Genomic DNA, 20,253 nt, shown 5'->3' with positions numbered 1-20,253 from the left:
CGGCGGCAACAGCGGCCGCGCGAACGAGATATCTGCAGCGAAACATAGCGTGGTTTCCGTGGTGGACGCGGCGGCCGTCCGCTCAATAAGCGTTCTTGTCGGTAAAGCCCTTGGCGATCGTCATCGCGACGATCTTCAGGTCGAGCCAGAACGACCAATGCTGGATATAGAAAAGATCCAGGGCGATGCGCTGGGCCATGCTTTCCACCTTGGCGGTTTCGCCGCGCAGTCCATGCACTTGCGCCCAGCCGGTCATGCCGGGACGGATGCGGTAGCGATACATGTAGCCGTCGATCAGGCTGCGATAGAAATGGTCGTGTTCGAGCGCATGCGGCCGCGGTCCCACCAGCGACATCTCGCCGCGCAGCACATTGAAGAACTGGGGCAGCTCGTCAAGGCTGGTCCTGCGCAGGAAGCGGCCCAGCGCGGTGACGCGCACGTCGTTCCTGCCGGCCTGCGTCAGGCTGCCGCCGCTTTCGGCATGGGCGGCCATGGAGCGGAACTTCAGGATGGTGAATTCGCGGCCATCCAGTCCCTGACGCCGCTGCCTGAAGATGGCCGGCCCCGGTGAAGTCGCCTTCACCGCCGCGGCCAGCACCAGCAGCAGCGGCGACAGCAGCACCAGTACCGATGCGGCGAAGGCGCGGTCGAACACGGGTTTCAACCAGTGCATCGCGCGGCGCCGGGGAGAGGCCACCAGGTCGATGAAGGCGTAGTCGCCCAGCGTGATGCCGGTGGGGTTGAATACCGGAATGTCGCGCGCGTCGATCAGCAGGCGCACATTGACGAAATAGTGCTGCATCGCCTTGAGGTAGTCGCGCACTGCATCCGTGGCGAGGATGGGCAGGGCGAGCCATAACTCGTCGAACTGCCGGCATGCGGCCAAGTCCTGCAGCATCTCCATGCCATGCAGGACGGGAATGCCCTGCAATGGCTCGCTGGGTCCGCTTGATTCGTCCACGCCGATCACCGCCACCGGGCGGTAGCGCTGCAGCAGCGTGGGATGCTGTGCCGACCAGCGCGACAGATGCGCGATATCGCCGGCCACGATGACGCGACGCGGGGCGTGGCCCTGGGCGAGCGAGCGCCTAATGCTGCGTACAAGCAGGTTGGCCATCAGTGCCAGCAGGGCGACGCAGAGAAACAGCCCCAGCTTGTCCGCGGATGCGGGTGCCACGATTGCCGCAGAGCTTGCGGCGGCACCGTGCGCGGCAAAGCCAGGGAGCTGCGCGGTCAGCCCACCGGACAGGGTCGATATCCAGGCTGGGGACGGAGGCAGCACGACGGGCAATCCTGTGGAATAGTAGTTGGCGGGGTAGGAGTTCCCCGATTTCCACAGGATGGCCGACGAGCTTGGCGCGCTTAACTGGATTATTCCGGCGTCTTGATCTTGCTTGGATATTTCAGGGCAGTGGATGGAACTTTGCCGGGAATGGACGAGCCATTCCCGGCCTTGTGCATTTACAGCGAGAAACGCAAGGCGCTGGCGCGCCGCTCGACCAGGCCCATGGCGGGCTGGTCCTGCAGGCGCAGGTCGCGCAGCTCGTAGGGCGGTGCCACGCCGTGCAGGCTGGCCGGATCGAAGTGCAGGCGCAGCTCGCCGGCACCTGCTTCCAGCCACGCCGCCGACTGCGCATAGGCCACAGGAACCTGCTGGCCGTCGCCGCCGCGTGCGTACAGCACGCCGGACACCGCATAGCGGCTGCTACTGCGGATGTCGACACCGAGTGCGATATCCACGCCGCCATCGCCGGCGCGCCGCGGTTCGGCATTGCCGATGAAGCGCGCATCGGGCACCGCCACCGCCACCGCGGTGTTGACGTTGCGGCGCACCTCGCGGCCGTTGGCATCGGTGCCGGTCACGGTGCTCTGCACTTCCCACAGGCCGGGCATGGAAGCCTGCTTCGCCGGGGTGGCCATGGCGACGAAGCTGCCGTCGCTGCGGCGTTGAAAGCTCAACGGCGTGGTTTCACCGTCGGGCGAGCGCAGCACGCCGGTGGCGGCGCTCAGTGCGCGCTGCTGCGCGCCATCGCGCAGGTTCAGCGCCACCTGCAGGTTGCCGCCGAGCAGCAGCTCGGGACGATCGGCCTGCGCTTCCACCACCAACGGGCTTTGCGGCTCGTAGACGTAGACGACATAGCGCCCGTGCGCCTTCGGTGCCTGCAGCGTGGTGCGTCCGGCGCCCAGTTCCGTGCGCAGCTGCAGCGCCATCGAAGCATCGGTGGCCTCCATGCCGGCGGCCTGCAACTGCGCGGTGTCGGCGACGTGGCGCGTGGCCGCATTGCCGTCGAAGCGCTTGCCGCCCACCTGCAGGCGCAGGTCGGCCGGCTGCAGGCGCGTGCCGCCCTGGCCGGGGCTGAGGCGGATGATCGCGCCGGGTGCGGTGGTGGCAAGATCGACGCCGCGCTGCAGTTCGGTGTCGCTCACTTCGCGCCAGTATTCGCGGCTTTCGCGGCGCACCGCCTGCGGCGTGGCCTGCAGCGATTCGCTGGCGTTCAGTGCCCAGCTCACCTGGATCGGCTGCCGCTCTTCATGCACCTGCGGCGCGGCCGGCGCGAGCCGGCTCGATACCGCGGCGGTCGGGCTGGCCATGCGGGCATGCACCAGGGCGGGCACCAGGTCGCCGGCCTGCGCGGGCAGCAGGTTCTGCGTGGCGGCGAAGGCGGACAGGGGCAGGGCGCCGGCGAGCAGCGCCAGCATCATCGGTCGAATGCGCATGGCGGCTTATCCCTTGATGTCGTTGGCGAGGATGGATTCCAGGCCGAAGCAGGCGCGGCGGCTCTGGTTGTGGTTCAGCACCGCGCCCCCGCTGGTGCGCTGCGTATCGCGGAACCACACGCTGCCGGCGGCGGAGGAGCTGCTGCAGTTGATGAAGCCGTCCGAGCAGCTGTCCAGCCAGTTCTGCGTGATCTCCAGGCCCACGCTCTGCGCATAGCCGCCGCAGTAGCTGTCGCCGTTCCACACGGCCGAAGTCACGTCGGTGCCGACCACCGCGCGGAAAGCCACCGGCAGCGCAGGGCGGCCGGCGGTACCCAGCAGGTTCTGCTGGTTGTAGGTGGCCATCCAGCTCACCTGCTGCATGCGCACGGCGTCGTTCTGGTAGCCGAGCAGCCAGCCCAGCGCCGACTCGAATACGTTGCCGTTGATCACCGCATCGGCCAGCGGCGTGCCGGCGCTGGATGGTGCGATCGCATTCACCCGCACGATGCGGCGGATGATGTTCGGATAGCGTGCGTCGTAGGTGGGATTGGACAGGATCCAGCGCATCACGTTGCCGCCGTTGGAATGCGTGATCACGATCAGGCGGTCGATATTGCGGGCGTTGATGAAGTCGGTGAGCTGCTGCGCCAGGCAGCCGGCGGCGCGGTTGTCCCACATGTATTGTTCGAAGTCGCAGTTGACGACGAGCAGGTTCTGCTTGTCGGTGAGCCCGTTGCGCACGCCTTCGACCATGGCCGATTGCCAGTAGTCGTTCGCCGCGTCGGTCTGCTTGCCGGTGCCGTGCACCAGGGCCACGCCGGTGGCTGCATGGGCCGTGGCGCAGGCCAGGCCGAGCAGCAGGATTCCCATCAAAGTTCCGATCGAACGTCGCACGTCAGTTCCCTCCTTGAGTGGGCGCATGGCGTGCAGCCATGCGCGGGTATGGCGTCCGTGCGGGACGAGCGGTGTCGTCGGGAACGGCGCGCCTGCGAGCCGGGCGCGCATGGAGAGCGATGGCGGCGATGCCTGGTGCCGGCTTCCATGCGGACGTAGGGCTGAGCGCGGGGAATCTAGCCGGCGGATCGCCACGGATTCTGTGAAGCGGTGCGGCTATCTTCGTTGCAGCGACATGTCACGCACGCAAGGTGCCGCAACTGCGGGGGCGGCGTGAGCAGGCCGTGATTCTGCAAGTTCTCGCGTTTCGAACGTTTTGAACGAAGCGCGCCGGCGGGCGAAGGTCTTCAGGCGCGCTGCGCTGCCGTGCCGGAGACGTAGCGATTGCCGGGCACGTACCAGCGCCACGGGAAATCCTTGGCGACGCTGATGCCGATGCGCGGGCCGCCGACGATGCCGGCTGGCGGCGCGACGCCATCGTCGACGACGGTGTAGCCGTCCTTGGCGCTCACCAGGTCGATACCGTCCTGTTCGCCGTCGATGCCCAGTGCCTGTGTGAGGCGCGCCGGGCCGCGGCACAAGTCGCGATCGAGTGCGCAACGCGGACGCGCCGCACGCATCCGGGCCAGGCCGTGCAGCGGTTCCAGCGCGCGGATCAGCACGGCGCCGCCGGCGCCTTCCGGACCGCATACGCAATTGGCGCACCAGTGCATGCCATAGGTGAAGTACACATACAGATGTCCGGGCGGGCCGAACATGGTCGCGTTGCGCGGGGTCTTGCCGCGATAGGTGTGCGCAGCGGGATCGACGGCGCCGGCATAGGCTTCCACTTCCACGATGCGGCCGGCGCGGCCATCGGCGGCGGCGAAGATCTTGTTGAGCAGCAGCGGCGCCACGGTGACCGAAGGGCGGTCGAAGAATGCACGCGGCAGCGGCGTGCCGGGCCAGTGGATCGATGTAGCTTTAAGGGCCACGCGTTTCGTCCCTGGTATCCGATGCGAAACGCGCTGCGAGCGTTGCGCCCGAATACATGCTGTCGTAGGTGATCTCCCTGCCGGCGAAGTGTGGAGGAACGTAGTCCGCCGCCGCCTGTTCGCTGTCGAAATCGATCTCGAAGATCGCCAGCGCGGGTGATGAAAGGTAGATGTCGATGGCGCCGCCCTCCACGGCGTAGCGTTGCTTGTGCACGCGCAGGCCGGGCAGGTCGCGGAGCGCCAGATATTCGTCCGGCGACAGGTAGAGGTTGGTGATCGGATTGGCCAGCGTATCGCCGCGGCCGTATTTCTTGCACAGCTTGTAGACCATCTCGCCATCCGGCGCCTCGATGCGGCGCAGGCGCAGCAGGCTTTGCTCGATGTAGCAGTCTTCGATGCGTCGGCAGGGCAGGCGGGTGAGCTCGGGCAGGCGCGAGGGTTCCACCAGCCAGCGCCGTTCGATTTCCGGCAGCGAATATTTCGGCGGTTTCATGCGCGCTACGGGTCCTGGCCCTGGCCCAGCGAAGCCTTCCAGGTTTGCCAGGTTTCGAGATAGTCGGCGCGGTTGAGCGACTCGGCGAGTTCGCTGATAAAGCCGTACTCGGCTTTCAGCAGGGCAAGCCGGTAGTCCTCTTCGATCAGGAAGATCCATGGCACGTTGTCGCGCCTGGCCTGGTCGAACATCGACTCGATGGTTTCGATCTGCGCCTGCATGGCGCGTTGCCGCTGCAGCAGCAGTTCCACGGCTTCGCTGGGTTCCATCACGCTCAGCAGCGACAGCGCCACGCCGAACTGCGGGTATTCGTGCTGGGGCGTGGCGGTCCACTCGCGCATCCATGCGTAGAGCTCGTGCCGGCCCAGGGTGGTCAAGGCGTAGACCGTCCGTTCGGGCCGCGAGGTATCGCGCAGGGTTTCGTGCTCGACGATGTAGCCGGCCTTGAGCAACTGCTCCACCACCATGTAGAGCGAGCCGCGGTTGTACTTGATGTTGCGGTCCTTGCCGGTGTCCTTGAGCCGCTTGCCCAGCTCGTAGGGATGCATCGGGCCGGTCAGCAGCCAGGCCATGACGGCCAAAGCCAGCGGATTGGACACTTTTCGACTGCTCACCGGGCCTCCTGTCGCTGCCGTGGGGCAGTGTCGGTGGCTCGATGGTTGAGATCAACTAGTCAGCATCAACTATTTAGCCTATAGTGCCGGCCCATGACCCCGAACCCGCCCGCATCCGATGCCCCCGACCTGCAGCGCCGGCGCGTCTTGGTCGAGGCCTACGATCCCGCCTGGCCGCAGCAGTTCGAGCGCTTGCGGGAAGGCATCCAGGCCGCAGTCGGGGACGCCGCCATCGCCATCGAGCATGTCGGCAGCACCTCGGTGCCGGGGCTGGCGGCCAAGCCGATCATCGATATCGACGTGATCGTGCCGTCCCGCGCCGGCATGGCGGCGACGATCGAGCGGTTGGCCGGGATCGGCTATCTGCACGTCGGCGACCTGGGCATCGAAGACCGCGAGGCGTTCGAACCGCCGCCGGGTTCGCCGCCGCATCACCTGTATGCCTGCGTGCGCGGCGGCGTGGCGCTGGAAAATCATTTGAAAGTGCGCGACTACCTGCGCGCCCATCCGGGCACCGCGCAAGCCTATGGCGAGCTGAAACTGCGGCTGGCGGATCAATACCCTTACGAGCCGTTCCGCTACAGCATGGGCAAGACGGATTTCCTGCTCACCATCCTGAGCGAGGCAGGCTGCCGCGCCGAAGACCTGCGCGAGGTTCGCCGCGTGAATACCGGCAGTTGAGATACGCGGAATCCTCAACGAGGATCGGCGGGCAGGCACGATGCATCACCGCTTTGCGGCACGACTGGCTTTGCGGATCCCGCGCCGCATAAGCGTGGCGCGGGACCATAAGTCCATCGTTCAAGCCAGATCGCCCTTAGAGTGGCAATACATTGAAAATATACGTGCCGCTGGCGCTGATCATCCCTTGCGCCGAGTTGCAGGTGTCGTTCAAATTCAGGGTGCCGTTTGCCAGCAGCGGAGTCAGTACGACATTCCCGGTGGCGGATGCGCCCTTATAGAGACCGTCGGTAATCGTGCCGGTCGATACGGTGACGATGTTCCCGTTCACCACATTGGCGCTGCTGACGAAGCTGTAGGTGCTGGTCTGGCCGTTCGCCCAATGCAGCACGCGCGTACCGGGGCCGCCGCCAAGCAGATCCAGGCAGGAGGCCGTGCGCGAAATCTGCGCCTGGGCCGTGGCGGGCATCAAGATCGGGGCCGAGGCATGAATGCATACCGGAAAGTTATCCGCCGTGGTGACGGTCAGCGGGTGCGGCGTATTTGTCAGGCCGGGCGCAAAGCTCACGGTCTCCGTACCGGTGCAGCTGACCAGGTTGGCGGCTTGGGCCCGCACGGGTGTCGATAACACCAGGACGACCGCAAGCCAGGCAATGACGATCAGTGCCAGGCGAAGCCCGAGCGATGCCCGGGACGAAAGGGTGCTTATGAACATGGCGATCTCCTTCTGGCGCGCCGTGGCGGAAGGAAGCGTGCGGATCGCGGGCGCTCCGGCGGGTCCGCAGCGGTTATTGAGAAACACATGCAAGCTTGTAGCCGCCAATGGCCGGTCGACCATGCGGATATAAATCGTCCGATCCGGGCGGCCCGCTGTTAATACTGCAAATGGAATTACCTGCGCGCATCGCGCCATGAGCGCTGCGGCATTCCGCGAACCGGGTGTGAAAACGGGCTGCTTGCCAAGTGACGAAGACGTCGGCGTGAGCGCGGTCGCTTCAGCGGGAGCGTCCAGTCATCCCATGCTGTCCAACCGCAACCGATGCCGGAACCGCCGGCTCACCCGCAGCTCGGTGCCGTCGGCCAGCGTGAGCAAGGCGTCGCGCGTCGGCAGCAGGGCGAACCTGCGCACGCGCTCGAGCGCGACGATGGCCGAGCGGTGGATGCGTGCGAAGCGCGCAGGATCGAGACGCTGCTCGATCCCATCCATGCGCGCATGCAGCATGTGCATGCGCGGGCCGCAGTGCAGGATCACGTAATCGCCGCTGGCCTCGATCCAGTCGACCTCGTCCACGGGTATCCACAGCGTCCGGCCGCCCTGCCTGGCCTCGAAGCGGGTCAGCCATGCATCGCCGGGCGACGCGCCGGCGTGCAACAGGCGCAGCAGCTTGTCGACCTGCTCGCCGGCCCGTTGCTCGTGCAGGCGGTGCCGAGCGATCCGCAGCGCTTCGTCGAAGCGGTCGTCGTCGATCGGCTTCATCAGATAGTCCAGCGCATGCACGCGGAACGCTTCCAGCGCATAGGCATCGTAGGCGGTGAGGAAAATCACCAGCGGCAGCTCGGCAGGATCGAGCTTCGACAACATCCCGAAGCCATCCATGCCGGGCATCTGCACGTCGAGAAAGAGCAGGTCCGGGCGCAGGGCCGTGATCCGTTCCAGCGCGCTCTCGCCGGAGTCCGCTTCGCCGACGATCTCGACGTCGTGCGCCCGCCGCAGGCACACCCGCACGCCGCGGCGCGCCAGTGGTTCGTCATCGACGACAAGCACGCGGATCATGCCGCCGGACCCGCAGCCGCACCCGCAAGCCGCGGGATCTCGATAAGCGTTTCCCAGCCACCATCCGGCGTGCCTTGCGCGGCGAAGCGACAGCCATCGCCGTACCGCGCGGCAAGCCGGGCACGTGTGTTCGCCAATCCCAGTCCGCCGCCTTCCGGACGCTTGCTCAGCATGCCCTCGGCACGATTGCGGATAAGGATGCGCACGACCTCGCCATCTCCCGTCACGCTGAGCGACAAGCTGCCGCCTTCGGCGAACGGCGCGATGCCGTGGCGGATCGCGTTCTCCACCAGCGGTTGCAGCAGCAGGTGCGGCACCGGCGTATCCAGCACGCCTGCATCGCACTGCACCGTAGCGGCCAGGCGCGCGCCGAGGCGGATCTGCTCGATCTCGATGTACTGCTGCACCTGGGTCAGTTCTTTGGCCATGCTCACGTCGCCTTGCCGCGTGGGCTCCAGGGTCGAACGCAGGAAGTCCGCCAGCAGCGCGATCATGCGCCGCGCCGCACTGGTTTCGCCTTCGCCGACCAGGGTGGACACGCCATTGAGCGTGTTGAACAGAAAGTGCGGCGTGATCTGGTAGCGCAATGCCTTCAGCTCCGCGTCGCGCGCCAGCGTTTCGGCGAGCAGCCACTGGCGCTCGCGCTGCTGCGCTTCCTGCCAATGCCAGGCACCGCGATAAAGCGCGGCCCACGCCACCAGCATCAGCGTAGGGCTGAAGGCGTTGGCGAAGCCGACGAAGGCCACCGCATACCAATGCGCCGACTCCGCTGGCGGATGGCCGAATGCCGTTTCCAGCGCGGCGCCGGTGGTCGAGCACACGATGCCCATCGCATAGGCGCAGGTGATGACGATGCCGAAGGTGCGCGGCCATGAAGCCTTCGCCACCGCCAGCCGATGGCTGATGGCGAGGATGGCCGGGCTGCACAGAAATGCCATCGCCGTGGTGCCGAGGAAATACATCAGCACCGGAAAAACATTGCGATAGGGCAGCGCGCCCAGCGCACTGACCACGCCATAGCCCAGCCAGCCACCGAAGTGGATCAGCCAGAACCGGGGGCGCTGCCTGGGATCGATGGATTCCGTCATGGGCAGCAGAGTTTGCGCCACGCCAGGTATGCGTGGAAGCCATCCGCGTACCGGTTGACGGCCGCAAGCGGTCCGTTCGCCGAAAAGCGCAACTGCACCGCCGGCACGGTTGCTAGCCTGCCGGCCGACTCCAGCGAGGAGTCTGGCCTGGAATGCGGGAGCACACGATGGCGAACGATGCATACAACGAGTCGACGCGGCTCATCATCAGGGCGACCTTGATCGCCGGTTTCCTGGACCTGAGTTCGGCCTTCGTCTATGCCATGCTCGAAGGCCACCCGCCGCTCGGCGTGCTGTTCGCCATCGCCTCCGGCGTCTGGCCCGGGGCGCGCAATGCGGGTCTGGCGGGCATGCTGGCGGGCGTGCTGCTGCATTTCGCCATCATGAGCGTGATGGTCTGGGTCTATGTGATGCTGGCGCGCCGGCGGGAGTGGGCCGTGCGGCATCCTTTCATCGCGGGCAGCCTCTATGGCCTGGGCCTGTGGTGCGTGATGTACCTGATCGTTCTGCCGCTGCGCTGGCCGGCGATCCTGCAGCGCGTGAGCATGGTCAGCCTGGGCGAACAATGGTTCAGCCATATCGTGCTGGTGGGTGTTCCGATCGCGCTGCTGGCCGCGCGCGACAGGCAGCCGCTGCTGCGGAAGGTCGCCATGGCGATGGATGGTTGATACGGCGCGCGCGAGCCAGGCCTGGCCGCCGCGCCCCACGACGACCCGCACTTCCAGCCGCACGCCACCGTTGCTATAGAGCGGCTAGAACGCGCGAGGTGCGACGCATGGCGACCCCACACGGCTTTCGCATGGCACGGCGCGGCATCGAGCGTCTCGCGCCCGGCTATGCGCCGCCCCGGCACCAGCACTACGAAGCCTACGCCACCGTGCTGTTGCGCGGCCGCTTCGAGCAATCGGGCTACGCCGGGCGCATGCGCGTCGCGGCAGGCGACGTCCTGGTGCAACCTACGCTCGATTGCCATGCCGACCGCATGCTCAGCGCCGGACTGACCGTGCTGCGCCTTGCCTGGCCGCGCGACGCGGGATGCGGCGGCGTCCATGCCGGCTGCGACGTGGACATGCTGGCGCGCCTGGCCGAGCGCGACGTGGTGGAAGCGGCCGTGGCCCTGCGCGAGCAGCTTGCGTACAGGCCCATGCGGCCAGCGCTGATGGAAGACCCCGCCGACGTCCTCGCCGCTGCCTTGATGCAAACCGATGCGCCGCGGATCAACGCATGGGCCGAGCACATGGGCCTTGCGCGCGAGACGGTGTCGCGCGGCTTCGCCCGCCTGTACGGCGTATCGCCCAGCGGCTTCCGCGCCGATGCGCGCGCACGCGCCGCATGGCTGCGCATCACCGGCGAATGCAAGCCGCTGGCGGAGATCGCCGCCGATTGCGGTTTTGCCGACCAGGCGCACATGACGCGTGCCATAACACGCCTGACCGGCGCCACGCCGACGGCCTGGCGCGCCAGGTCACATTCGTTCAAGACGCGCGCGAACGGCGGCGCCAAGCTGCCGGAATGATCACTCTTCTGCTCGCTCTTGCCCTGGCCGGCCCCGCCGAAGCTCCGCTCGAAACCACGCTGCGCGCGAAGGACCAGGCGCTGCTGGACGCCATCGCCCCCGGCGACCGTGCGCTGTGGGAACGCATGCTGGCGGACGACGCCATCTACGTCGACGAGAACGGCACGATCATGGACCGCCAGGCCTTCCTGACCTCGCTGGTGCCGCTGCCGCATGGTGTCAGCGGTTCCATTGCGATCACCGATTACCGCGTGCAACGGCATGGCGACAGCGCTTTCGTCATCCACCGGGACGAAGAGCGTGAGATGTTCCACGGCCAGGCGCTGCTGGCGCATTACCTGATGACGGAAACCTGGCGGCTCGAACGGAACGAGTGGAAGCTGGCTTCCGCGCACGTCTATGTAGTCAACGACGATCCACCGGCGATCGCGTTGCCGGCGGCAAAACTCGCCGAGTACACGGGCCGCTACCAGGCGGCGCCGGACTTGCGCTACGTGGTGCGTATCCAGGACGGCAAGCTGATGGGCGGCGCCGAAGGTGGACCGCTGCAGCCGCTGCTGGCCGAAGCCGCCGATGTGTTGTTTCTCAAAGGGCAACCGCGCAAGCGTCTGGTATTCCAGCGCGATGGGCGCGGCGCCATCGCCGCCTTCGCCGCGCGGCGCGAAGGGCACGATGTGATCTGGACCCGGCTGCCTTAGCCCGGTGCTTCAGGAAATCCAGCGCGGCTTCCCATGGCGGGAAGCCGCGCTGCCGCTTAGAACGAGTACGCCACCGAAGCACCCACGCCCCAGTCCGGACTGCCGTCGGTGAAGCCCTTGCTGGCATACACCTGCGCCTTCCACTGGCTGGCGAACTTGTACGAGTAGTAGCCGGTCACTTCGCTACGCGAGAAGCTCGTGCTGGCGGCTTTCTCGCGGTAGTCGTAGTACGCGCCGATGCTGCTCTGGTTGTCGATCTTGTAGCCCAGGCCGACATTCGCACCGAACACGTTGTTCAGGCGGATGTACTCGGAGCTGCCCAGCCAGGTGTAGCTGGCGCCGCCGAACACGGTCCAGCGGCCGAAGCCCTTGTACAGATCCACCGCTGCCGTGTAGTCGTTCTTGCCGGTGCCCAGGCCCTTGTCTTCGTCAGCCGTGCCGAACTTCACCTTGCCGGTGACATCGATGCCGAAGTTGGCGGCGTCGTTGCGGTAGGCCGAGTACGTGGCCGATGCAATGACATCGCCCAGGCCCGACGCCGAGCCCGTGGTGGTGTCGGCGGTGGTCGTCGTGGTGCCGCCCGATTGCCCTTTGCCTTTGCCCTTGCCGCGGCCATTCGGATTGCCGTTCTTCACCGGGCCTACGCCCGGGATCACGTTGTCCGGACCGGACACGCGGATGTACGGCACGACCAGCTTCAGCGACCAGTCGCCGGTGTCGTAGCCGAACGAAACCGGCACCTGGGTGATGTCGGTGGTTTCGGAAGTGCCGTACTTGCCGGAGGTGTAGTCGACGCCGGCGCCGATTTTCACGGTGGGCGCGTCTTCGGCGTGCGCCGCCTGGGCCATCAGGCCCAGCACGCCGAGGGCGGCGAGCGTGCTTGCATTCTTCAGCTTCATGTTCATTTCCTTGGGGCAGCAGCAAAAAGAAGGCCCTGCGCGGGCCTCCTCGTCTTGTCGTAGTTATCGGGCAGGCTCAGCGGCCGCCGTGTTCCGGCTTGTCGGGGCGCTCGGGCTTGTCCGGGCGATCGGCCTTGGCCGGGCGGTCGGGCTTGTCGGGACGATCGGCCTTCGCCACCTTGTCGGCTTTGTCAGCCTTGTCGGCCTTAGCGACCTTGTCCGCCTTCGGGCCGTGCTCGATGTCGGCGGTCGATGGCAGCGGGCCGTGCGCCTTGGCCTGGCCCATCACCTCGCCGACCTTGAAGCCGAGCGACTTGGCGATCTGTCCCCAGCCTTCGCCGGACGCACGCGCGGCGAGCACGCCGGACAACTGCACGGTGCCAGTGGAGGTGGTGATGGTGCCGCCGTTGAGCGCGGCTTGCAGATCGGCTGCCGTCGGATTGGCAATGCCGGCCTTGGTCAGTTCGGCCTGGGCCAGTGCCAGCGCGATATTGACGTTGCCCCAGCCCATCGGGCCGGTGGCCGGCGTAAAGGTGGTCTGCACGGCCGGCGTGGTTGCCGTGGCCGGCGTCACCAGCACTACCGACGTGCCGCCGCGCAGGCCGGTGACCAGCGCGTTGGCGTTGCCGGCAGAGCCGGCGAAGCTGGTGTAGGACGTGCTGATGCGGGTGGATTCCACCGTGGTGGTGGTCGTGGTCGTCGTCGTCGGTGCGGCCGCCTGCGCGGTCGCGCCTCCGGCGACGCCGAGGCCGATGGCCGCACTCAATACGGAAAACGCGAGGAAATGTTTTTTCATGATTCGCCCTGGCAACGCATGTGGGTTTGATGGGTTCCCCGCGAGGTACCGCTGCAAACGCGGCCGATGCACTCCGCACCTTTCATGTGGCATCGCAGCAGAATTGCGTGCTCCATGGCCTCGGCGGCGGATACTGTCCGAGTGAAGGAAATAAAAAAAGAATGCGCGCGCATAAAGTTCAGCGATCTGACGGAAATGCTTCAGCTGCGAGTTAAACGTCGGATCACGATGTGTTTTCCATCACGGAAACAAGGGTTTTTCCTTGCATCAAGCTTTCTGCAGGGAAAGCGATTCAGCGTTTCGGATGGCCGATATCCGGCGCATATTTTTGCGTTGTGGCATGGCGCGAGCTAACGTGGCGCGCGGTCATCGAAGGCCATGCATGTCCCACCCACTTTTTCGGGGAAGCCAATATGAAGCGCTTTTTCTCTCTGGCCATCGCGGCGGTCCTGCTTGGCGGCAGCGCACTTGCTCTGGCGTCTCCGCAGGACGGTCATGGCCACGGTCGCGGTCATGGCAACGGCAATGGCAATGGCAACGGCAACGGCAACGGCAACAGTCAGCAGTGGGACGACGATGGTCCCGGCCGCGGCCACAACCCCAAGAACGAGGGGCGCCATGACAACGGCAGGCATCTTGGCTGGTACAAGCGGGGCGAGCGCCTGCCGGATCGCTACTACAGCCGCACGTATTACATCACCGACTACGAGCGCTATCACCTGCGCCGCCCGGAACCTGGCTATCGCTGGGTACGCGCCGATGAAGGCCAGTTCTATCTGACGCTGATCTCCAGCGGCGTGGTGATCGATATCGCCACCGGGCTTTGATCCCGATCGGCGCGCCGCGGAGAGCTTGCTCCGGCGCGCCGCGCACCGCTCAAAAAAGTTTCTCCGGCGGTGTCGATTTTCGCGATACCCATTCGTCGTTTCCCTAAGAGGCCGATCCATTCGGCCCGAACCGGAGAACGGCGATGCGCGTGATGGTGCTGGTCAAGGCGACCGAAGACAGCGAGCAGGGCTTCAAGCCCACGGCCTGGAACATGCGGATGCTCGAGGCGATGGACCGCTACAACGATGAGCTGGCCAAGGCCGGCATCATGCTGTCCGGCGATGGCCTCAGGCCTTCCTCGGACGGCAAGCGCGTGGCCTTCGACGGCGCGGGCCGCCTGGTCATCGATGGGCCATTCGCCGAGACCAAGGAGCTGGTGGCCGGCTTCTGGCTGTGGCAGGTGAAGGACATGGACGAAGCGGTGGCGTGGGTGAAGCGCTGCCCCAATCCGATGCCGGGGCCGAGCGAGATCGAGATCCGGCCCTTGTACGAGATGGACGATCTCGGCCTGGGTGCGGATGCCTGACATGTTCAGGTATGTGCCTATGGGTTGCGATCGCCCCGGGCCAAATCGGCATGGGGCGCGGTATCGCTGCAGCCATGTATGTACCGCTCTGAAACCGCGAGTGTGTGCCATTGCACGAAGCGCGGTCGTATCGGCCCCATGCACACATAAATTTGCAAGGCGATGCAGATACTCGGTGGTTGCCACGCCCGGTGGCGATCATCGAGAGCTTTGCATGAATATCTGCAACCGTAATCCCGGCGCGCCGCGGGCTGGCGCCCGGCGCATCCGCCACGTGCTGGCCATCGGCGCCGCACTGGCCGCCGCGCCGTTGACCGCCGCCTTCGCGCAGAGCCAGCCTTTCGTCGCTGCCGGTTCGTCCAACCAGGTGGCGGTGGCGAAGGCCTTGCAATCGCTGCCCGCACGCAGCGCCTTGCGCACTTCGCTGCAAAGCCAATGGCCTGCCGATCCAGCCGCAGCCGGCGCTGCCTACGATCGCCTCTCCGGCGAGATCCACGCCGCGGTCGGCACGCAGATGATCGAGGACAGCCATTTCGCCCGGGACGCGGCTTTTGCACGGCTTTCCTGCGCGGCCGGCTGCGCCGACGGCAGCCATCTGTGGGCGCAGGCCGCCGGCGGCTGGAGCCACCAGGGCAACAACGGCAATGCCGGCGCCATCTCGCGCGACATGGGCGGCGTGATGGGCGGCGTCGATACGCTGATCTTCGACAACCGCTGGCGCGTCGGCCTGCTGTTCGGCTACGACCATGCGCGCATCGACGCCGACAGCCGCGACTCTACCGCCACCACGCACGACACCACCTACGGTGCGTATGCGGGCACGCAGTGGGGTGCGTTCACGCTCAAGCTGGGCGCGGCGTACGTGCGCCACGACATCGCCACCGACCGCTTCGTGCAGGTGCCCGGGCTCGCCGCGGCGCACCTCGGCACGGATTACTACGGCCATACCGCGCAGGTCTTCGGCGAACTCGGCTACGGCGTGCATTGGGGCGGCAGCACCTTGCAGCCGTATCTGCAGCTGGCCCAGGTGCGGCAGAACTTCGAGTCGTTCCGCGAATCCGGCGGCGCCGCGGCGCTGGCCGGCGGCAGCCACGACGCGGACGTGACGTACTCCACGCTCGGCGTGCATTTCGTGGCGGACAGTTTCCAGCTCGGCACGGTGGCGGTGAATGCACGCGCCGGCCTGGCCTGGCGCCACGCCACGGGCGATGTGGACGTCAACCACGCCTTGGTCTTCCGCGCGGGCGGCAGCGCGTATGACCTGCACGGGCTGGTGGTGAGCCGCAACGTCGGCGTGCTCGATGCCGGCCTGGATTTCACGCTGGCGCCCGACGCCGTGTTCTCGCTGAGCTATACCGGTCAGGCCGGCAGCCAGCGCCTGGTGGATCAGAACGTAACAGCAGCGATGTCGGTGCGCTTCTGAGGCGTGTGCCTAAGGGCGGTGGCCGGACGACCATCGCCCTTAGGCACCACGTGCAGGGTGCGCTCACTACAACCTTTGCACGGAGGAAGCCAGCCATGAGCATCACCATTACCGCATTCGAGAAGTCGCCCGACGGCGGCAAGGGACTGGCGCGCGATACGCGTGTCCGCTGGGCGCTGGAGGAAGCGGGGCTGCCGTACGAGGTGCGCCTGGTTTCACCGAAGGCGATGAAGGAGCCGGCGCATCTGCGGCTGCATCCGTTCGGCCAGATTCCCACCTACGAGGAAGACGGGCTGGCTTTGTTCGAAACCGGCTCGATCGTGTTCCATATCGCCGAGCACCATGCGCAGCTGCTGCCGCGCGATGCGCATGCGAGGGCGCGTGCGATCACCTGGATGTTCGCGGCGCTCAATTCGGTGGAGCCACCGATCCTGGATCTGGTCACCGTCAGGATCATCGAGGGCGACAAGCCCTGGTCCAAGGAGCGCACGCCCCTGGTGCAGGAGCGCATCCGCCAGCGGCTGCATCAGCTGGCCGCCCGCCTGGGCGATGCGGAATGGCTCGATGGCGCATTCAGCGCGGGCGATCTGTTGATGGTGTCGGTGTTGTTGAGGCTGAGGCCGTCGGGGATGCTGGATGAGTTTGCGAGTCTGGCGGCCTATGTCGCGCGGGGCGAGGCGCGGCCGGCGTATCAGCGTGCGTTTGCGGCGCAGTTGGCGATCAATGCGGCTTGAATCGTGGTGATCCGCCACTCTCCGTACCGCCAACCTGGCGCGACCATGCGAGACAGCATCGTTCCGGCCTGCGCCGGAATGATGGGCCAAGAGTTTTTCTCCGGCGGCCATCTAGCCGCCTGAAACCCCTGGGCTTCCCACTCAACTTTTTGCGACGCAGCGTGACAGCTCGCCCGTTCAGCGCCTTAATTGGCGCCCGGGGATTTAGATCGATCCAAATAAAGCGTGATTCGGTTCATGCCGCGGAGACGACAGAACTGACGCTTTTCCGGCGCCGTTAGTTTCAATCGATCCAATGACAGAGGAGGGCAAACGCGCATCCGCAGCACGTGATCGAACGGGGGATATCAGCGCCGATGCAAAACGGCGCGCACCATGTAGGGGAGAGCAATGACTTACCAGTCGCATGTGTTCACTCGCAAACCGCTGTACATCGCACTCGCTTTAGCCACTTTAGCCATGGGCAACGCACCCACGGCAGCCTTCGCCACACAGCCGGCCGCAGCTGCCGCGACGCCTGCCGCCACACCGGCGGCGCAACCGCAACAGGCCGCCGACGGCGCGCAATCCAGCAGTACCGACGAGAAGAAAACCGGCAAGGACAAGAATGGGGACAACCGCAACCCCACCACCTTGCAGACGGTCGTGGTCACCAGCTTCCGCCAGTCGGTCGACCAGAACATGCAGGACAAGCGCGATTCCAATTCCATCGTCGAAGTGATCAATGCGCAGAACATCGCTCAGTTCCCGGCCAAGAACATCGCCGATGCCCTGGCGCACGTACCCGGCGTGGTGATCAGCCGCGAGTCGGGCGAAGGCAAGACCGTCAGCATCCGCGGCCTCGCGCCCGAGCTGACGCTGACCCAGTTGAACGGCAACTATGTGGCATCGGCCGACACCTCGGCGGGCCTCTCGCGTTCGTTCAACTACACCTTGTTCCCGGCCAACATGTTCGCGGACATCAAGCTCTACAAGAGCCTTGAAGCGCGCCTGGACGAAGGCGGCATCGGCGGCAACGTCGACCTGCGCACGCGCCGTCCGCTGGAGATGGCGGCGAACGAAGGCTTCATCTCCGGCACCGCCGCCAGCTCCGACACCAGCTCGAAGACGGAACCGCAGGTCTCCGCACTGTGGTCGTGGAAGAACAAGGACGAAACCTTCGGCGTCCTCGTCGCGGGCTCCTACCAGAAGCGCCAGGCGACCACCTACGAAGCCGATGCCACCAGCTGGCACTGGTGGTCGGACAACTGCACGGACCACACCACCTGCACCCAGCCGCCGGTGAACGTCAACGGCAGGCCGTATCCGTCCGCGGTCAACAACAACATCGACCTGTGGGGCAATGGCGTCGTCGACCAGGCCGGGCACGTCTCCAACGGCTTCTGGATGCCGCAGCAGTTCGCCACCAGCCGCAACGACCTGACCCTGAAGACCAAGGGCGCCCAGGCCACGATGCAGTTCAAGCCGAGCGACCACTTCCTGCTGACCGGCAACTACTTCCGCTTCCAGCGCCAGCAGACCCAGATCACCAACACCCTGGAAATTCCCGAGTGGGGCCTGCCCAACAACAGCAACTACGCCGACCAGAACGGCCGCCTGCTCGCGCCCAACGGCCTGACCTTCGACAAGTCCGGCACGATCGTCACGGGGGCGAACTACGTGTTGCCGCCGGCGGGCGTCGGATGCAATGCCGCGGTGAATCCGGTCACCGGCGCCGCCCGCCAGGCGGTGGACGTGTGCTCGACGGAAATCCCGTGGCTCAACGGCAATTACTCCGTCGAGAAGGCCACCTCGCAGACTCTCAACCTGGAAGGCGAATGGGATAACGGCGGCAGCCTCAGCGGCTCGTTCAACGTCGGCCGGACCTGGGCCAAGGGCGGCCCCTCCATCGAACTGGGCATGGCGGCCAAGCCGCGCAATTTCGTGAACGGCCAGTGGGTGGACGGCAGCACCGGCGCGGCCTGGACCTTCAGCGGCAAGCCGGGCATCGTCGCCGACCAGTCGGTACTGCAGAACATGCTGGCCGGCGCGGGCCAGGTCGACCTCGGTTCGACCGGCTCCAACATGGTCAATACCCGCACCTCGCAGAACTTCGCGCAGGCGGACTTCACCTGGGCGTTCGAGTCGTCGTGGCTGCAGTCGCTGCAGTTCGGCGCCAAGTACAGCGATGCCAATGCCGAACAGCAGAGCAACGAGGTGCGCTGGTACTGCAAAGGCACCACCTCGCAGTTCCAGACCTGCGATCCGACCGCGGGCCAGCTGCCGGCGAGCTTCCTCCTGCCCAATTACCTCAACGGCGCGAACCATGCCTACGAGGACAGCATCTTCCCGGCGATCAATTTCCCGGCGTACTACAACCATCTCAATTCGACCTACGACCGGGTGATCTACAACAAGCCGCAGAACAAGTCGTCGATCGGCGAGAAGATCGCCGCCGCCTACGTGCAGGCGAACTTCGACACGGGCACCATCCGCGGCAACGTCGGCCTGCGCTTCGTCTCCACCAAGCAGGACCTCACGGTCGCCAACCAAGTCACCACCAACAACGCGGTGTACTACCACGATGCCGGCGGCAACATTCTGATCTGCCCGGCCTCGGGCATCAACGCGGGCGGCGGCAAGTGCGCGCCGGGCGACTTCCAGTACCTGCCGCGCGAAGTGGCGGTGGTGGAGAACTTCACCAACTCGACCACCAACAAGCGCTACAACAAGCTCCTGCCGAGCTTCAACGTCGCCTGGACCATCGCCGACCAGTTCGTCCTGCGCGCCGCCGGCTCGCAGGCGCTGGCACGCGCCAACTACACCGACCTGGCCCAGCTCGGCCAGCTCACCAACAACACGCAGGACTACTACAACGACCGCAAGCAGTTCGGCGCGCCGCTGCCGGGCTGGTACGGCTCCGGCGCCAACGCCGAGCTGAAACCCTTCACCGCCACCCAGTTCGATCTCGCCGGCGAGTGGTACTACGCCCCCCACGGCGTGGTCGGCATCGACCTGTTCCAGAAGAAGGTGAAGAACTTCGTCGTCCCGGTCACCGTCAACAACATCGACGTGAACGTAGGCGGTACCCAGACCAACTTCCGCCAGTACAGCACCAATGCCAACGGCCGCTCCGGCACGTCGAAGGGCATCGAGCTTTACGCGCAGCACACCTGGGACTCGGGCTTCGGCTATATCGCCAACTACACGCTCAACAAGACCAACGAAACCGCGGTGACGCTGGGCGACACGCAGGTGGGCAAGGCGGAGCTGATCGGCAGCGCGAAGTACGCGGCGAATATCTCGCTGTTCTACGAAAAGCACGGCCTGCTGCTGCGCGCCAGCGAGAACTGGACGGGCCGCACCATGCAGGGCCTGGCCGCGGGCTTGCCGATCTATGCACAGCCGTATCACCAGATCGATCTGAACGGCGACTACGAGATCAACAAGCACTTGATGGTCACCGCGTCGATCATCAACTTCAACAAGGCCACGCCGCACACCTACCTCGGTGGCGACACGCGCGCGCGCCTGGTCCAGTTGATGTATCCGGGCCGGCAGTACTACCTGGGCGTGACCTACAAGTTCGGTGGAGACAGCAACCGGTAAGCAGGAACGACGGGGCCGGGTGCATCA

The 20,253-nt window shown here is 66.0% G+C and carries 20 protein-coding genes; 9 read left to right on the top strand and 11 right to left on the bottom strand.

Translation table 11 applies throughout. The features are described from left to right. Positions 1-82: 82 nt before the first annotated feature. The 6 genes from ISN75_RS15685 to ISN75_RS15660 all read right to left on the bottom strand — a co-directional run bounded on the left by ISN75_RS15685 (position 83) and on the right by ISN75_RS15660 (position 5,675). The gene (locus tag ISN75_RS15685; RefSeq protein WP_343818442.1) at positions 83-1,177 is read right to left on the bottom strand and encodes an exopolysaccharide biosynthesis polyprenyl glycosylphosphotransferase; all 1,095 of its coding nucleotides are present in this window, start codon (positions 1,175-1,177) and stop codon (positions 83-85) included. A 284-nt stretch (positions 1,178-1,461) separates the two neighbouring features. Continuing rightward, entirely contained in the window at positions 1,462-2,718 is a 1,257-nt protein-coding gene (locus ISN75_RS15680; RefSeq protein ID WP_343818444.1) for a DUF4785 domain-containing protein, read from the bottom strand. A 6-nt stretch (positions 2,719-2,724) separates the two neighbouring features. After that, a complete protein-coding gene (locus ISN75_RS15675) occupies positions 2,725-3,570 on the bottom strand; it encodes a hypothetical protein (RefSeq protein WP_208399692.1) in 846 nt (281 codons plus the stop codon). Positions 3,571-3,941: 371 nt separating this feature from the next. Continuing rightward, a complete protein-coding gene (locus ISN75_RS15670) occupies positions 3,942-4,568 on the bottom strand; it encodes a DNA-3-methyladenine glycosylase (protein WP_343818446.1) in 627 nt (208 codons plus the stop codon). After that, a complete protein-coding gene (locus ISN75_RS15665; protein WP_343818448.1) occupies positions 4,558-5,061 on the bottom strand; it encodes a hypothetical protein in 504 nt (167 codons plus the stop codon). The genes ISN75_RS15670 and ISN75_RS15665 overlap by 11 nt, the downstream gene beginning before the upstream one ends. 5 nt (positions 5,062-5,066) lie before the next feature. Next, positions 5,067-5,675 carry a helix-turn-helix transcriptional regulator gene (locus ISN75_RS15660; RefSeq protein WP_208399694.1) on the bottom strand — a complete coding sequence of 203 codons (609 nt, stop codon included), beginning with the start codon at positions 5,673-5,675 and terminating at the stop codon, positions 5,067-5,069. A 93-nt stretch (positions 5,676-5,768) separates the two neighbouring features. Here ISN75_RS15660 and ISN75_RS15655 point away from each other — a divergent pair, with 93 nt between their 5' ends. After that, positions 5,769-6,356, top strand: a complete 588-nt coding sequence (locus ISN75_RS15655; RefSeq protein WP_343818449.1) for a GrpB family protein — start codon at positions 5,769-5,771, stop codon at positions 6,354-6,356. Positions 6,357-6,492: 136 nt separating this feature from the next. Here the strand turns inward: ISN75_RS15655 and ISN75_RS15650 are convergent, their stop codons facing one another. The 3 genes from ISN75_RS15650 to ISN75_RS15640 form a co-directional block, all read right to left on the bottom strand. Continuing rightward, positions 6,493-7,071 carry a hypothetical protein gene (locus ISN75_RS15650; protein ID WP_343818450.1) on the bottom strand — a complete coding sequence of 193 codons (579 nt, stop codon included), beginning with the start codon at positions 7,069-7,071 and terminating at the stop codon, positions 6,493-6,495. A 297-nt stretch (positions 7,072-7,368) separates the two neighbouring features. Then, positions 7,369-8,130 carry a LytTR family DNA-binding domain-containing protein gene (locus ISN75_RS15645; RefSeq protein WP_343818451.1) on the bottom strand — a complete coding sequence of 254 codons (762 nt, stop codon included), beginning with the start codon at positions 8,128-8,130 and terminating at the stop codon, positions 7,369-7,371. Further along, positions 8,127-9,239 (bottom strand): sensor histidine kinase, encoded by a 1,113-nt coding sequence (locus tag ISN75_RS15640; RefSeq protein ID WP_343818453.1) that lies wholly within the window; start codon positions 9,237-9,239, stop codon positions 8,127-8,129. Before ISN75_RS15640 ends, ISN75_RS15645 begins: the two co-directional genes overlap by 4 nt. Positions 9,240-9,385: 146 nt before the next feature. On the opposite strand from ISN75_RS15640, the gene ISN75_RS15635 reads away from it, so the two are divergent. The 3 genes from ISN75_RS15635 (at position 9,386) to ISN75_RS15625 (ending at position 11,432) form a co-directional block, all read left to right on the top strand. Further along, positions 9,386-9,886 carry a hypothetical protein gene (locus ISN75_RS15635; protein WP_343818454.1) on the top strand — a complete coding sequence of 167 codons (501 nt, stop codon included), beginning with the start codon at positions 9,386-9,388 and terminating at the stop codon, positions 9,884-9,886. Positions 9,887-9,993: 107 nt separating this feature from the next. Further along, complete coding sequence (locus ISN75_RS15630) at positions 9,994-10,734, top strand: AraC family transcriptional regulator (protein WP_343818456.1); 741 nt, start codon at positions 9,994-9,996, stop codon at positions 10,732-10,734. Continuing rightward, positions 10,731-11,432, top strand: a complete 702-nt coding sequence (locus ISN75_RS15625) for a DUF4440 domain-containing protein (protein ID WP_343818458.1) — start codon at positions 10,731-10,733, stop codon at positions 11,430-11,432. The genes ISN75_RS15630 and ISN75_RS15625 overlap by 4 nt, the downstream gene beginning before the upstream one ends. A gap of 56 nt (positions 11,433-11,488) precedes the next feature. Here the strand turns inward: ISN75_RS15625 and ISN75_RS15620 are convergent, their stop codons facing one another. Both ISN75_RS15620 and ISN75_RS15615 read right to left on the bottom strand, forming a co-directional pair. Beyond that, on the bottom strand, positions 11,489-12,331 hold the full coding sequence (locus ISN75_RS15620) for a transporter (protein ID WP_343818459.1): 843 nt from the start codon (positions 12,329-12,331) through the stop codon (positions 11,489-11,491). Between the two features lie 76 nt (positions 12,332-12,407). Next, positions 12,408-13,127, bottom strand: coding sequence for a hypothetical protein (locus ISN75_RS15615; RefSeq protein ID WP_343818461.1), 720 nt, complete (start codon positions 13,125-13,127; stop codon positions 12,408-12,410). A 413-nt stretch (positions 13,128-13,540) separates the two neighbouring features. On the opposite strand from ISN75_RS15615, the gene ISN75_RS15610 reads away from it, so the two are divergent. The 5 genes from ISN75_RS15610 to ISN75_RS15590 all read left to right on the top strand — a co-directional run bounded on the left by ISN75_RS15610 (position 13,541) and on the right by ISN75_RS15590 (position 20,226). Beyond that, entirely contained in the window at positions 13,541-13,954 is a 414-nt protein-coding gene (locus ISN75_RS15610; protein ID WP_343818463.1) for an RcnB family protein, read from the top strand. 143 nt (positions 13,955-14,097) lie between these two features. Further along, a complete protein-coding gene (locus tag ISN75_RS15605; RefSeq protein ID WP_168646935.1) occupies positions 14,098-14,481 on the top strand; it encodes a YciI family protein in 384 nt (127 codons plus the stop codon). 214 nt (positions 14,482-14,695) lie between these two features. Continuing rightward, positions 14,696-15,904: an autotransporter outer membrane beta-barrel domain-containing protein gene (locus ISN75_RS15600; protein WP_343818466.1), complete on the top strand. Its 1,209-nt coding sequence runs from the start codon at positions 14,696-14,698 to the stop codon at positions 15,902-15,904. Positions 15,905-15,999: 95 nt separating this feature from the next. Further along, a complete protein-coding gene (locus ISN75_RS15595) occupies positions 16,000-16,638 on the top strand; it encodes a glutathione S-transferase family protein (RefSeq protein WP_167253961.1) in 639 nt (212 codons plus the stop codon). Positions 16,639-17,028: 390 nt separating this feature from the next. After that, positions 17,029-20,226 (top strand): TonB-dependent receptor, encoded by a 3,198-nt coding sequence (locus ISN75_RS15590; RefSeq protein ID WP_168646938.1) that lies wholly within the window; start codon positions 17,029-17,031, stop codon positions 20,224-20,226. Positions 20,227-20,253: the final 27 nt, after the last annotated feature.

Origin of the sequence: Dyella marensis (assembly GCF_049532885.1) — a bacterium.
Classification (GTDB): Bacteria; Pseudomonadota; Gammaproteobacteria; order Xanthomonadales; family Rhodanobacteraceae; genus Dyella_D; species Dyella_D marensis.
The sequence above is the reverse complement of the archived record's forward strand: the minus strand, read 5'-3'. Positions and strand labels throughout refer to the sequence as shown.

Excerpts from the sequence above, each read along its gene's own strand:
- ISN75_RS15680 (WP_343818444.1), bottom strand. The coding sequence starts at position 2,718 with ATGCGCATTCGACCGATGATGCTGGCGCTGCTCGCCGGCGCCCTGCCC.
- ISN75_RS15645 (WP_343818451.1), bottom strand. The coding sequence starts at position 8,130 with ATGATCCGCGTGCTTGTCGTCGATGACGAACCACTGGCGCGCCGCGGC.
- ISN75_RS15665 (WP_343818448.1), bottom strand. The coding sequence starts at position 5,061 with ATGAAACCGCCGAAATATTCGCTGCCGGAAATCGAACGGCGCTGGCTG.
- ISN75_RS15590 (WP_168646938.1), top strand. The coding sequence starts at position 17,029 with ATGACTTACCAGTCGCATGTGTTCACTCGCAAACCGCTGTACATCGCA.
- ISN75_RS15610 (WP_343818463.1), top strand. The coding sequence starts at position 13,541 with ATGAAGCGCTTTTTCTCTCTGGCCATCGCGGCGGTCCTGCTTGGCGGC.
- ISN75_RS15635 (WP_343818454.1), top strand. The coding sequence starts at position 9,386 with ATGGCGAACGATGCATACAACGAGTCGACGCGGCTCATCATCAGGGCG.
- ISN75_RS15605 (WP_168646935.1), top strand. The coding sequence starts at position 14,098 with ATGCGCGTGATGGTGCTGGTCAAGGCGACCGAAGACAGCGAGCAGGGC.
- ISN75_RS15600 (WP_343818466.1), top strand. The coding sequence starts at position 14,696 with ATGAATATCTGCAACCGTAATCCCGGCGCGCCGCGGGCTGGCGCCCGG.
- ISN75_RS15620 (WP_343818459.1), bottom strand. The coding sequence starts at position 12,331 with ATGAAGCTGAAGAATGCAAGCACGCTCGCCGCCCTCGGCGTGCTGGGC.
- ISN75_RS15630 (WP_343818456.1), top strand. The coding sequence starts at position 9,994 with ATGGCGACCCCACACGGCTTTCGCATGGCACGGCGCGGCATCGAGCGT.
- ISN75_RS15625 (WP_343818458.1), top strand. The coding sequence starts at position 10,731 with ATGATCACTCTTCTGCTCGCTCTTGCCCTGGCCGGCCCCGCCGAAGCT.
- ISN75_RS15615 (WP_343818461.1), bottom strand. The coding sequence starts at position 13,127 with ATGAAAAAACATTTCCTCGCGTTTTCCGTATTGAGTGCGGCCATCGGC.
- ISN75_RS15655 (WP_343818449.1), top strand. The coding sequence starts at position 5,769 with ATGACCCCGAACCCGCCCGCATCCGATGCCCCCGACCTGCAGCGCCGG.
- ISN75_RS15650 (WP_343818450.1), bottom strand. The coding sequence starts at position 7,071 with ATGTTCATAAGCACCCTTTCGTCCCGGGCATCGCTCGGGCTTCGCCTG.
- ISN75_RS15675 (WP_208399692.1), bottom strand. The coding sequence starts at position 3,570 with ATGGGAATCCTGCTGCTCGGCCTGGCCTGCGCCACGGCCCATGCAGCC.
- ISN75_RS15595 (WP_167253961.1), top strand. The coding sequence starts at position 16,000 with ATGAGCATCACCATTACCGCATTCGAGAAGTCGCCCGACGGCGGCAAG.